Source organism: Allobosea sp. CRIB-10 (genome assembly GCF_900112185.1).
Taxonomy (GTDB): Bacteria; Pseudomonadota; Alphaproteobacteria; order Rhizobiales; family Beijerinckiaceae; genus Allobosea.
Window position 1 is genome coordinate 369,036 of the sequence record NZ_FOKP01000002.1, and the last position, 12,164, is coordinate 381,199.

The 12,164-nt window shown below is 67.0% G+C and carries 10 protein-coding genes and 1 pseudogene; 9 read left to right on the forward strand and 2 right to left on the reverse strand.

Annotated features, from left to right (window positions below; genetic code table 11):
- Positions 1-79 precede the first annotated feature (79 nt).
- Positions 80-841, reverse strand: a pseudogene (locus tag BMZ69_RS04585) (alpha/beta hydrolase); the annotation flags it as partial.
- Positions 842-1,372: 531 nt separating this feature from the next.
- Here BMZ69_RS04585 and BMZ69_RS04590 point away from each other — a divergent pair.
- The 9 genes from BMZ69_RS04590 to BMZ69_RS04630 are packed head-to-tail and all read left to right on the forward strand — an operon-like array spanning position 1,373 to position 10,656.
- On the forward strand, positions 1,373-2,161 hold the full coding sequence (locus BMZ69_RS04590) for an enoyl-CoA hydratase/isomerase family protein (RefSeq protein WP_092155305.1): 789 nt from the start codon (positions 1,373-1,375) through the stop codon (positions 2,159-2,161).
- A gap of 1 nt (position 2,162) precedes the next feature.
- Positions 2,163-2,978, forward strand: coding sequence for an ABC transporter ATP-binding protein (locus BMZ69_RS04595; RefSeq protein WP_092155307.1), 816 nt, complete (start codon positions 2,163-2,165; stop codon positions 2,976-2,978).
- A complete protein-coding gene (locus tag BMZ69_RS04600; protein ID WP_092155309.1) occupies positions 2,978-3,856 on the forward strand; it encodes a branched-chain amino acid ABC transporter permease in 879 nt (292 codons plus the stop codon). Before BMZ69_RS04595 ends, BMZ69_RS04600 begins: the two co-directional genes overlap by 1 nt.
- 4 nt (positions 3,857-3,860) lie before the next feature.
- Complete coding sequence (locus tag BMZ69_RS04605; protein WP_092155311.1) at positions 3,861-4,901, forward strand: branched-chain amino acid ABC transporter permease; 1,041 nt, start codon at positions 3,861-3,863, stop codon at positions 4,899-4,901.
- A gap of 53 nt (positions 4,902-4,954) precedes the next feature.
- Complete coding sequence (locus tag BMZ69_RS04610; RefSeq protein WP_092155313.1) at positions 4,955-6,139, forward strand: ABC transporter substrate-binding protein; 1,185 nt, start codon at positions 4,955-4,957, stop codon at positions 6,137-6,139.
- A gap of 30 nt (positions 6,140-6,169) precedes the next feature.
- A complete protein-coding gene (locus BMZ69_RS04615; RefSeq protein WP_092155315.1) occupies positions 6,170-6,979 on the forward strand; it encodes an ABC transporter ATP-binding protein in 810 nt (269 codons plus the stop codon).
- A gap of 11 nt (positions 6,980-6,990) precedes the next feature.
- Entirely contained in the window at positions 6,991-8,814 is a 1,824-nt protein-coding gene (locus BMZ69_RS04620; RefSeq protein ID WP_244543205.1) for an AMP-dependent synthetase/ligase, read from the forward strand.
- 11 nt (positions 8,815-8,825) lie between these two features.
- On the forward strand, positions 8,826-10,007 hold the full coding sequence (gene bktB, locus BMZ69_RS04625; protein WP_092155319.1) for a beta-ketothiolase BktB: 1,182 nt from the start codon (positions 8,826-8,828) through the stop codon (positions 10,005-10,007).
- A 7-nt stretch (positions 10,008-10,014) separates the two neighbouring features.
- The gene (locus BMZ69_RS04630) at positions 10,015-10,656 is read left to right on the forward strand and encodes a TetR/AcrR family transcriptional regulator (protein ID WP_092155321.1); all 642 of its coding nucleotides are present in this window, start codon (positions 10,015-10,017) and stop codon (positions 10,654-10,656) included.
- Positions 10,657-10,883: 227 nt separating this feature from the next.
- Here BMZ69_RS04630 and BMZ69_RS04635 read toward each other — a convergent pair whose 3' ends face one another.
- Positions 10,884-12,161, reverse strand: coding sequence for a cytochrome c (locus BMZ69_RS04635; RefSeq protein ID WP_092155323.1), 1,278 nt, complete (start codon positions 12,159-12,161; stop codon positions 10,884-10,886).
- Positions 12,162-12,164 lie beyond the last annotated feature (3 nt).

The window sequence follows — 12,164 nt, forward strand, 5'->3', positions numbered from 1 at the left end:
GATGCGGCTAGGTTGATATGAATACAATGACCCGATGCATATCTCGGAGCAATAAAAACATTGAACTCGGATCAATAAAGATCGAGATCGCGACATGGTCGGGATTGTCGAAGGCCGCCGCCGAGCGCGCGAAGGTGGCGTCGTCGAAGCGCCATTGCGGCGAGGCGAGCTCCCAGATCAGCCGGGCGAAGTCGTGGGTGTACTTGGCGTAGCCGAGCGCGCCCCGCTCGGTGGCGAAATAGTACTGGTACCACCATTGCTGCTCGGCCTTGGGCGGCAGCGGCGCCTTGTTCGCCTCCTGGCTGCCGATCAGATAGCCGCTGACCGAGACCATAGCCTTGACCCGCTCGGGCCAGAGCGCGGCGATGACGTTCGCTGTCCGTCCGCCCCAATCGTAGCCGGCGACGATCGCCTTCTCGATCTTCAGCGCATCCATGAAGGCGATGACGTCGGCGGCGAGCGCAGCCGGCTGGCCGTTGCGGGCCGTCGCCTCCGAGAGGAAGCGCGTCGTGCCGTAGCCGCGGACATAAGGAACGAGCACCCGATATCCGGCCCTGGCCAGGACCGGGGCGACCTCGACATAGCTATGGATGTCGTAGGGCCAGCCATGCAGCAGGAGCACCGGCGGCCCATCCGCCGGCCCGGCCTCGGCATAGCCGACATCGAGCACGCCGGCGTTGATCTACTTCAGGGCCCCGAAGGACAGGTTGCCGCGTGGCGCGGCGGCGGGTGCCGCGGCGTGCGCCTGCGCCGGATCGGTAAGGCTGAGCCCGGCGGCGGCGAGCGAGAAGGCCGTCCAGCCGACGAACTGGCGGCGCTCCCGGTTGAGTCCCACGGGGATGTCGACCTTGCTCATGGACCCGTTCCTGACGTCGAGAAAATCACGATGTTACGGGCATCTACCCGCATTTCCGTTTCGTCACGCTTGAAATAAATTCGCCTGAACCTGCCCTACGGCGGCAGACGGCGAGGAGTCTCGTGAAATTCATCGAGCCCAACAGTATAATGCTCGATTTCACGCAACTCTTATCTACGCTCGACGTAACATCTGCTGCACTTCCATACCTCCCGATATGAGACTCCGGGAGAGAACACACCATTAGACGTCGGTTGCGCGCCGTCACACTTGCGCTTTGGCGCACCATACGAAGGTTTGCATAAGTCCGGATGTTGCTTTGCCTGGTTTCTCAACCCGCACGCACGGGCGAGAGCCGTCCGCTCGAGCGACCGCGCCGTTCCGTTTCGGCAATCCGGGCCGTGCAGAATTGCGCATGGCGCATCGCGCAGGCTTTCGCCTTACTCATGAGTAATCTCGTGAACAACGAGTAGAGGCACTGCGGCGGCAAACGATCGTGGACCTGAGGGGAACGTCATGGATCAGGCCGGGAGCCCGGTGCTGCTCGCGATCGAGCACGCCGTCGCCATCGTCACACTCAACCGTCCGCGTGTGCTCAACGCGATCGACCCGCAGATGGCGCGCAGCCTTGCGGATGCCGTCGCACGGATCGAGCAGGACGGCACGGCGCGCGTCCTGCTGCTGCGCGGCGAGGGCCGCGCCTTCTGCGCCGGCGGCGATGTCGCCCGCTTTGTCGAGGGCGATCCGACGGCGGCGATCGAAGCGATCATCGACCCGCTTCACGAGGCACTGCGCGCGCTCGATGCGCTGAAGTTGCCTACGCTGGTCGCCGTGCAGGGACCCGTGGCAGGCGCGGGGTTCAGCCTCGCAATGGCCTGCGACCTGTGCATCGCGGCCGACGACGCCGTCTTCACCATGGCCTATTCGCGCATCGGCGCCTCCCCGGACGGCTCAGCGACCTATCGGCTGCCCCGCCTCGTCGGCACGCGCAAGGCGCTCGAGCTGGCGATGCTGGCCGAGCCGGTGCGTGCGCCCGAGGCGCTGACGCTCGGGCTGGTCAACCGCGTCGTGCCAGCCGCCGATCTGGCGAGCGAGGCGCTGGCGTTGGCACGCCGGCTCGCGCAGGGGCCGACGGCGGCCTATGCCCGGATCAAGCACCTCGTCGGCCGTTCGCTCGGCAACGACCTCTCGACCCAGCTCGATCTCGAACGCGAGGCATTCCTCGCCGGCACGCGCACGGCAGATTTCCGGGAAGGCGCACACGCCTTCCTGGCCAAGCGAACGCCGCAATTCGAGGGGCGCTGAGATGGTGGCTTCGCCCATCCTGGAGGTCTCGGGCGTCTCGCTCGCCTTTGGTGGGGTGCGTGCGCTCAGCGATGTCTCCTTCAGCGTGCCCGAGGGCGCGATTACCGCCGTGATTGGCCCGAACGGCGCCGGCAAGACCTCACTGTTCAACACGATCTCGGGCTTCTACCGGCCGCAAGCCGGCAGCATCTGCTTCGCCGGTGAGAGCCTGGAGGGTGTGCGCGCCCCGCAGCGCGCCGCGCGCGGCCTCGCCCGCACCTTCCAGAACATCGCGCTGTTCCGCGGCATGACCGTGCTCGACAACATCAAGCTCGGCCGCCACGCCCATATGCGCACGGGCGTGCTCGATGCGCTGCTCTATTGGGGCCGAGCGCAGAAGGAGGAACTCGAACTGCGCGCCGAGATCGAGGAGCGCATCATCGACTTCCTCGAGATTCAGCATATCCGCAACGCCTCGGTCGGCACGCTCTCCTACGGCCTGCAGAAGCGCGTCGAGCTGGCTCGGGCGCTCGCCATGCGGCCGCGCATCCTGATGCTAGACGAGCCGGTCGCCGGGATGAACCGCGAGGAGACCGAGGACATGGCCCGCTTCATCCTCGATGTGAAGGAGGAATGGGGCGTCACCATCCTGATGGTCGAGCACGACATGGGCATGGTGATGGATATCTCCGACCATGTCGTGGTGCTGAATTTCGGCCAGGTCATCGCTAGCGGCACGCCGCGCGAGGTCCAGGGCAACGACGCCGTGATCGCCGCCTATCTCGGCTCGGGCGATGTCGGCGCGATCGCGCGGCGGATCAAGGCGGAGGCGGCGTGATGGACGCGCTCTTCCTCGCCGAAGTGACGTTGGCCGGCCTCGGCGCCGGCGCGCTTTATGCGCTGACCGGCGTAGCCTTCGTGCTGATCTACAAGGCCACGCGCGTGGTGAACCTCGCCATCGGCGAGATCCTGATGCTTGGCGGCTATGCCTTCCTCGGCTTCGCGGCCGGACTCGGCCTCTCGCCCTGGCTCGCGCTACCGCTTGCGATCGCGGCCGGCGGTGCGCTGGGCTGGCTGGTCGAGCGCGCCCTGATCCGGCCGATGCTCGGCGAGAGCCCGATCTCGGTGTTCATGGTCACGATCGGCCTAGGCTCGATCCTCGCCGGCGTCGTGCAGCTCGGCTGGGGCGCGGATCCGCTGCGGCTGCCCGAATTCATGCCGTCGAAGCCGGTCTTCATCGGCGATGCCTATCTTGCGCCCAAGGTCGCGATCGGCTTCGTCGCGGCTGCCGTGGTGATCGGGCTTTTCCTGGCCCTGTTCCGCTTCTCACGCGGCGGCGTCGCATTGAAGGCGACCGCGGCCGACCAGGGCGCGGCCTATTCGGTCGGCATCGACGTGCCCCGCGTCTTCTCGGTCGCCTGGATCCTCGCCTGCGCCACCGCCGCCGGGGCCGGCGTGCTGGTCGGGGCGATCGGCGGCATCTCGCCGACCATGGGCGTGTTCGGCCTCTCGGTCCTCGTCGTCGTCATCATCGGCGGGCTCGACTCGATCGCAGGCGCGCTGGTCGGCGGCCTGCTGATCGGGCTGGTCGAGGCACTCGCCGGCGCCTTCCTCGGCGGCGAGTTCAAGCTCGTCGTCACCTTCGCGCTGCTGCTCGTGCTGCTGATGGTCCGTCCCTACGGGCTGTTCGGCACCCACGAGATCGAGAGGCTCTAGCGCCATGCGGATCGGCACGCTCAAGACCAGCTACGCCGCCGACGAGGCGCTGTTCGATACCTCGGTGCAGCGTGGGCTCCTGGTGCTGCTCGCGCTCGGCGCGATCGCCTTTCCCTTCGTGGCCAGCCCCTACTGGCTCTTCCTCGCCTGCCTCTGCGCGATCAATGTCGCGAGCGCGACCGGCCTCAATTTGCTCACCGGCTATACCGGCCTCGTCAGCCTGGGCCAGGCCGCCTTCATGAGCGTCGGCGCCTACACCGTCGCCGTGCTGGAGATCAGGCTCGGTACACCGTTCTTCATCAACCTTCTGGTCGGCGCCGGCTTCGCCGCGCTGATCGGCGTCCTCGTCGGCATTCCCAGCCTGAAGGTGAAAGGGCTCTATCTCGCCATCGCGACGATCGCGGCCTCGGTCATCCTGCATTTCCTGTTCTCGCACTGGTCGCTGACCGGCGAGTCGCGCGGACTGTCGATGCCGCCGGCGCGCCTGTTCGGCCTAAATCTCGACCAGCCCTTCCTGCTCTACTGGCTGATCCTGCCGGTGACCTGCCTGATGGTGCTCGGCGCGGCCAACCTGCTACGCACACGGATCGGCCGCGCCTTCATCGCGATCCGCGACCGCGACATCTCGGCCGAGGTGCTCGGCATTCCCCTGCTGCGCTACAAGCTGACCAGCTTTGCGATCTCGTCCTTCTATGCCGGGCTCGCCGGCGGGCTCTGGGCCTATTTCTTTCGCGTCGTCACGCCCGAGAGCTTCCCGCTGGTCAATTCGATCTTCTACCTCGCCGCGATCATCGTCGGCGGCATGGGGACGATCCTAGGCGGCATCCTCGGCGCGGTCTTCATGACGCTGGTGCCGGAGCTCCTGAAGTTCGTCGCGAACTGGGCGACGCCGTTCTATCCGGACGCACTCGCGGCGCTGGCGCCGGTGCGCACCATCGTTTTCGGGGGGCTGATCGTCGGCTTCCTGATCTTCGAGCCGCGCGGCCTCGCCGAGATCTGGCGGCGGCTGCGGCGCTTCTTCCATCTCTGGCCGTTCCGGACCTGAGCACTTCGCTGAAACGGCTGCCGTCAAGAGCAGCCAACCCAAGGGAGGATGAGATGACGAATACGACTCTCGACAGGCGCCAGCTCCTGGCCGGCACCGCAGCGCTCGCCGGCGGATTGACGCTCGGTGTCAGGCCGCTTGCGGCGCAGGAGGGCGGCGACATCGTGCTCGGCGGCTCGATACCGCTGACCGGCGTCTTCGCCTTCGCTGGCGTCGGCATCCATGCCGGCATCCAGGACTATCTCAAGATCCTGAACGATGGCGGCGGCATCAAGGGCCGCAAGATCAAGTATGTCGCCGAGGACACCGCCTACAAGGTCGACGCCTCGGTCGCCGCCTTCAACAAGATCACCGGCCAGGAGAAGGTCTCGCTCTACTATGGCGACTCGACCGGCTTCTCCAAGACGATCAATCCCGAGCTCGAGCGCCGCGGCAGCATGATCATGGCCGGCGCTTCCTTTGCGACCGAGCTCAACGATCCCAAGAAGTTCCCGCTGCAGTTCATGGCCGGGCCCGACTACACCGAGATGTTCGGCATCCTGCTGCGCTACATCGCCAAGGAGAAGCCGGGCGCGCGCGTCGCCTTCGTCTATTCCGACAGCGAGTTCGGGCGCGATCCGATCGTGCCGAGCGAGGCCGTCGCCAAGGAGCTGAAGCTGAGCGTCGTCGAGAAGATCGTGACCCCGCCCGGCAGCGTCGACGTCTCGACCGAGGTGCTGAAGCTGCGCCGCGCCAATCCCGACTTCACGATCTTCCACGGCTATGTGCTGGCGCCGATCCCGGAATTCGTCACGCAGGCGAAGCAGATGGGCATGAAGAGCCAGTTCATGGGCACGTTCTGGACCATGGACAACTCGACCGTGCAGCGCATGGGCGACGCCGCCGAGGGCTTCATGGGCGTGATGCCGTACCGCTACTATTACGACAAGGACGGTTCCTCGCCGATGCTGGAGAAGATCCGGCAGATGCGCCCGGAATACCAGTCGACCGGCTATCTGCAGGGCTTCGTCACCGCCATGCTGATGGCCGAGGCGGTGAAGCGCACGCTCGACGCCGGCAAGGAACTTACCGGCGCCAATCTCAAGGCCGGGCTGAACAGCATCAAGGATTTCGACACCGGCGGGCTGTTCGGCGTGCCGATCTCGATCCCCGGCAATTCCGTGCCGGTCGGGCGGATCTACCGCTTCGACGCCAAGGCCAAGCAGATGCAGCCGGCCTCCGACTGGATCAAGCTGTAGTCGCTGCTGCCGGATGAAGGGCTAGAGGTCATGGCCGGTCCCGCGGTGCTCGACGTCAACAATGTCGAGGTGGTCTATAACCGGACCGTGCAGGTGCTGCGCGGGCTGTCGCTGCAAGTGCCGGAGGGCGAGATCGTCGCCCTTCTCGGCTCGAACGGCGCCGGCAAGTCGACACTGCTCAAGGCGGTGTCGAACCTGCTCTCGCTCGAGGATGGCGACGTCACCGCCGGCGCCATCCGCTTCCGCGGCGACGACATTGCCGCCCTGACCCCGCATGGCCTCGTCCGGCGCGGCCTCTTCCACGTCATGGAGGGGCGGCGGATCTTCGAGGACCTCTCCGTCGAGGAGAACCTCACCGCCGCGACCTTCGCGCTGACCGGGCGCAAACTGCCCGCCGCCGATTTCGACCTCGTCTACAGCTACTTCCCAAGGCTGCATGAGCGCCGCAAGGGGCTCGCCGGCTATCTCTCCGGCGGCGAGCAGCAGATGCTGGCGATCGGCCGCGCGCTGATCGCGCGGCCATCGCTGATCCTGCTCGACGAGCCCTCGCTCGGCCTGGCCCCCAAGCTGGTCGAGGAGATCTTCGCGATCATCGCCCGCATCAATGCCGAGCAGAAGGTCTCGATGCTGCTGGTCGAGCAGAACGCCGCCGTCGCTTTCGCCGTGGCGAGCTACGGCTATATCCTGGAAATGGGCAAGGTCGTGATCGACGGTCCGGTCGAGAAGCTGATGCGCGACCAGGACGTGCGCGAATTCTATCTCGGCCTCGGCGGGGCCGGGGCTGAGCGCAGCTATCGCGACATCAAGCACTACAAGCGCCGCAAGCGCTGGCTCTCGTGAGGATGGTGGCGATGCGCGAGCTTCCGAACCTCACTTTGCCGCAGATGCTGCGCGAGAATGCGCGGACCATGCCGGAGCGCATCGCGCTCAGGCAGAAGGATTTCGGCATCTGGCTGCCGATCAGCTGGGCCGAGTACGACCGCCGCGCCCGCCATTTCGGCCTCGGTCTGCGCGCGCTCGGCCTCGCGCAAGGCGGCCATGTCGGCATCCTCTCCGAGAACCGGGCCGAATGGGTCGTCGCCCAGCTCGGCGCCGGCATGGTCAATGCGGTCGCGATCGGGGTCTATGCGACCAGCCCGGCCAACGAGGTCGCCTATGTGCTGGGCCATGCCGAGGTCGAGATCGTGGTCTGCGAGGACCAGGAGCAGACCGACAAGGTGCTGGAGCGGCTGGAGGAACTGCCGAGGCTGAAGCGCATCGTGGTGATCGACCCCAAGGGCCTGCGGGGCTACGCCTCGGAACTGGTCGTATCCTTCGCCGAGGTGCTGCGCCTCGGAGCCGAGCACGAACAGAAGCATCCCGGGCTGGTCGAGGCCTGCCTCGCCGCGCAGACCTCCGCCGATATCGGCCTGATGGTCTACACCTCCGGCTCCACCGGCAAGCCCAAGGGCGCGATGCTGAGCTATCGCAACATGCGCGCCCAGGCGGCCGGCGTGGTTGAGCGGCTCGGCTACGATGCGACTACGACCAACCTGTCCTATCTGCCGCTCTGCCATGTCGCCGAGCAGATGCTGAGCACAATGGCGCCGATCTATGCCGGCTCCTGCGTTTCCTTCGGCGAGTCGATCCGCACCGTGCAGGAAGACTTGCGCGAGGTCGCGCCGACGCTCTTCCTCGGTGTGCCCCGCATCTGGGAAAAGCTGCACGCCGCGATCCACATCAAGCTGATGGAGGCCGGCGGCTGGCGCCGGGCTATGTTCGAAGCTGGCCTTGCCGCCTGCGAGCCCTTCGCCACCAAGCCCAAGGCTGCACGCAGCCTGCGCGAGAAGGCGGTCGCGGGCTTCTACCACCTCGTCATCTTCCGGGCGCTGCAGAACTTCATCGGCCTGCGCAAGGCGAAGGTCGCGCTCACCGGTGCGGCGCCGATCCCGCCGCGTATCGTGCAGTTCTTCCGCACGCTCGGCGTGCCGCTTGTCGAGGTCTACGGGCTGACCGAGACCTCCGGCATGGCGACGGGCCAGCGCCTCGGCCATCTCCTGTCCGGCTCGGTCGGGGAGGCGGTCGCGGGTGCCGAGGCCAAGCTCGGCGATCAGGGCGAATTGCTGGTGCGCGGCGACATCGTCTTCGAGGGCTATTTCCGCAATCCCGAGGCGACGCAGGGCGTGCTGCGCGAAGGCTGGCTCCATACCGGCGACGTCGCCGTGATCGAGGCCGGCCAGGTCAGGATCGTCGATCGCCTCAAGGACATCATGATCACCGCCGGCGGCAAGAATCTGAGCCCCTCGGAGATCGAGAACACGGTGAAGGGCAGCGCCTTCATCAAGGAGTGCATCGTCGTCGCGGACGGGCGCCGCTACCCCTCCGCCCTGATCCAGATCGATGCCGAGACAGTCGGCAAATGGGCCGAGGAGAACCGCATAGCCTTCACCCATTTCCGCAGCCTCGCCGAGCATGAACGCGTGCGCGAACTGATCGCTGCCGAGATCGAGCGCGCGAACAGCCAGCTCGCGCCGGTGGCGCAGCTCAAGCGCTTCCACCTGCTCGTCAAGGAGCTCGACCATGACGATGACGAGGTGACCGCGACGATGAAGGTGCGCCGCGCCAGCATCGCCAAGAAATACGCCGCCGAGATCGAAGGCCTGTACAAGCCCGAACGGCAGGCCGAACCAGCCTGAAGGAGAGAGCAATGAGCCGTCATGTCGTCATCACCGCGGGCGTGCGCACCGCGATCGGAACCTTCGGCGGGGCGTTCTCCGGCCATGCGCCGACCGCGCTCGGCGCTGCTTGCGTCGGCGAGGCGCTGCGTCGGTCGGAGCTGCCGGCCTCCGAAGTCGGCCATGTCGTGTTCGGCAACGTCATCCTGACCGAATCCAAGGATGCCTATCTCGCCCGCATTGCCGCGATCGACGCCGGCATCCCGGTCGAGGTGCCGGCCATGACGCTGAACCGGCTCTGCGGCTCCGGCGTGCAGGCGATCGTCTCGGCTGCGCAGGCGATCATGCTCGGCGATTGCGACACCGCCGTCGCCGGCGGGGCGGAGACGATGAGCCGCGCGCCGCACCTGCTCTCGACCGCCCGCTTCGGCCAGCGCATGGGCGACACGGTCGCCTCCGACCACCTGACCGGCATCCTGACCGACCCGTTCGGCAACGGCATCATGGGCATCACCGCCGAGAACGTCGCCGAGCGTTATGGCATCGATCGCGAGGCGCAGGATGTCTTCGCTGCCGAGAGCCAGCGCCGCGCCGCCGAGGCGATCAAGGACGGCCGCTTCCGCGAGCAGATCCTGCCGGTCGAGGTCCGCAAGGGTCGCGACATGATCAGCTTCGACACTGACGAGCATCCCAAGCCCGGCACCACGGCGGACTCACTCAAGGGCCTGCGCCCGACCTTCAAGAAGGACGGCACGGTCACGCCCGGCAACGCCTCGGGCATCAATGACGGCGCCGCCGCCATGGTGCTGATGGAGGAAGGCCGCGCCGGCCGCGAGGGCAAGCCGATCCTGGCGCGTATCGTCGGCTATGCCCATGCTGGCGTCGAGCCTGGTGTGATGGGTATCGGCCCGGTGCCGGCGGTGCAGGCGCTGCTCAAGCGCACCGGGCTCTCGCTCGCGGATTTCGATGTCATCGAGTCGAACGAGGCCTTCGCCGCGCAGGCCTGTGCCGTCGCCAAGGAGCTCGGCTTCGATCCGGCCAAGGTCAATCCCAATGGCGGCGCGATCGCGCTCGGCCATCCCGTCGGCGCGACCGGCGCGATCATCACCCTGAAGGCGGCCTATGAGCTCAAGCGCACCGGCGGCCGCTATGGGCTGGTGACGATGTGCATCGGTGGCGGCCAGGGCATCGCGCTCGCGATCGAGCGGGCCTGAGCCGATCATGGCGACAGCCCTCTGGAAGACGCCGGCGCAGCGCGAGCGCGAGCGTGCCCTGAAGCGCGAGGCGGTTTTGCGCGTCGCGGCGCAGGCCTTCGCCGAGCAGGGCTTCCACCGCACCTCGCTCGACGATGTCGCAGAGCGGCTGAACGTCACCAAGCCGACGATCTACCATTATGTCCGCAGCAAGGACGAGATCCTGTTCGAATGCGTTCGCATCGGACTGGAGCGGCTCGATGCCGCCGCCGCCTCGGCCGAGGCCAGGCGCAGCGGCGGCAGCGGGCTCGAGCGGCTGATCGTGCTCTGGACCGAATACGCCCATATCGTCACCGAGGATTTCGGGCGTTGCCTGATCCTCGTCGGCGAGGATCCCCTGCCGGCGGAAACGCGCAAGGACCTGCGCGCCCTGAAGGGCAAGATCGACAAGCGCTTCCGCGGGCTGATCGAAGCCGGCATCGCCGACGGCTCGATCCGCGCCTGCGATCCCAAGCTGCTCGCCTTCGCCGCGGCCGGCGCGTTGAGCTGGATCGCGCGCTGGCACGATCCGGCCGGGCCGCTCTCGGTCGAGCACATCGCCCGCGAGACGATCGGGCTGTTCGTGAATGGTATCGGGGCAATCGATGCCCCGCGCGCCGCGTCGGCTTGAGCGCTCAGCTCAGAATGCGAGGCGAGCCGGTCGATGATCGACGCGATGCTCAGCGCCGATGCCCCGATCCGGCAGGGGTCATCCCCTGCTGTAGACGCTCCGCGCGCCGATCACCCTTGTGATCGCCCCACCCTACGCGCTGCCCGATCCGTGCCTCGCTGGGCATTGTGAAGAGAAGTGGCAAGGCGTCACCTCAGGCGGCGGCCGTTGCGGAGCTTTCGCCCGGATCAGCGCAGCCGCTTGATCTCCTCGGCGGTGACGCTCGGCTGCTGCCCGCCCCAGCTCGCCCGCAGCCAGTTGGAGAGGTCGGCGACCTGCTGGTCGGAGAGCTGCCCGGCGAAGCCCGGCATCGGCTGCATGCGCTCGAGACCCGGAAAGCGCTGGGCCGGGATGCCGCTCAGGATGACCTTGTTCAGGTTGCGCGCATCGGCCAGCCGCAGCGAGGCATTGGTCGCCAAGGGCACCACGACATGCGGGATGCCTTGCCCCTCGCCCCCATGGCAGCTGGCGCAGACGGCGAGATAGCTGGCGCGGGCCGAAGTCGCGACTTCCGGAGAGACGGCTACCGGCTTCGGCGGCGCCGGCGGGGTCGCGCTCTCCGGCAATTTGTCGAGGTCGAAGAGATAGGCCGACATCGCCGCGAGGTCCTCGGCGGTGAAATACTGGGTCGAGAAGTGGACGACCTCGAACATCTGGTTGGTCATGGCGCCCTGCGCCGAGATGCCCGACTTCATGAAGCCCGTGAACACCAGCGGATCGAAGCCCATCCGGGTCAACCCGGCCTTGGTGATATCCGGCGCAATCACGCCTTCGAGCTCCGAACCCTGGAGGTAAGCGCTCTCCTTCATCCCCATCGCAAGGTTGCGCGGCGTATGGCACTCACCGCAATGGGCGAGCCCGTCGGTGAGGTAGCGGCCACGATTCCACAGCGCCGAGCGCCCGGCGACCTCGGTCTTGGTGTCGGAGGAGAGGTTGACCAGGTTCCAGAAGGTCAGCCCCTGCCGGATATTGAGCGGGAACGGCATGTGGTTTGCCTTGTTCGCCACCTTCATCGGCTCGCGGCTCATCAGGAAGGCGTAGACCGCGTCGACATCGTCAGCCGTCAGCTTGCGATAGGAGGCGTAGGGCATGGCCGGGTAGAGATGGCCATGCTTGCCGACGCCGTCGCGCACGGCGCGATGGAACTCAGCGCGCGTCCAGGTGCCGATGCCATATTCCTTGTCGGGCGAGATATTGGTCGAGAAAATCGTCCCCAGCGGCGTCTCGAACGGCAGGCCACCGGCCCAGGGCGCACCGCCCTTGACGACATGACAGGCATAGCAGTCGGCGGCGACGGCGACATAGGCGCCGCGCTTGGCGAGCGCCTTCATCTGCTCGGCCGAGAGCGGCTGCTCGATCTCCTTGGCGACCACGCTACGCTCGAACAGGCCGAGGAAGACGGCTCCTCCTGCGAGCGCACCGACGACAGCGACCGCCAGGGCGGCCAGAAGCAGCTTCCTCGCCATCAG

Bases quoted from the DNA above. Each gene is read 5' to 3' on its own strand.
- BMZ69_RS04610 (WP_092155313.1), top strand. From the start codon at position 4,955: ATGACGAATACGACTCTCGACAGGCGCCAGCTCCTGGCCGGCACCGCA.
- BMZ69_RS04605 (WP_092155311.1), top strand. From the start codon at position 3,861: ATGCGGATCGGCACGCTCAAGACCAGCTACGCCGCCGACGAGGCGCTG.
- BMZ69_RS04590 (WP_092155305.1), top strand. From the start codon at position 1,373: ATGGATCAGGCCGGGAGCCCGGTGCTGCTCGCGATCGAGCACGCCGTC.
- BMZ69_RS04595 (WP_092155307.1), top strand. From the start codon at position 2,163: ATGGTGGCTTCGCCCATCCTGGAGGTCTCGGGCGTCTCGCTCGCCTTT.
- BMZ69_RS04600 (WP_092155309.1), top strand. From the start codon at position 2,978: ATGGACGCGCTCTTCCTCGCCGAAGTGACGTTGGCCGGCCTCGGCGCC.
- BMZ69_RS04630 (WP_092155321.1), top strand. From the start codon at position 10,015: ATGGCGACAGCCCTCTGGAAGACGCCGGCGCAGCGCGAGCGCGAGCGT.
- BMZ69_RS04635 (WP_092155323.1), bottom strand. From the start codon at position 12,161: ATGGCGAGGAAGCTGCTTCTGGCCGCCCTGGCGGTCGCTGTCGTCGGT.
- bktB (WP_092155319.1), top strand. From the start codon at position 8,826: ATGAGCCGTCATGTCGTCATCACCGCGGGCGTGCGCACCGCGATCGGA.
- BMZ69_RS04620 (WP_244543205.1), top strand. From the start codon at position 6,991: ATGCGCGAGCTTCCGAACCTCACTTTGCCGCAGATGCTGCGCGAGAAT.
- BMZ69_RS04615 (WP_092155315.1), top strand. From the start codon at position 6,170: ATGGCCGGTCCCGCGGTGCTCGACGTCAACAATGTCGAGGTGGTCTAT.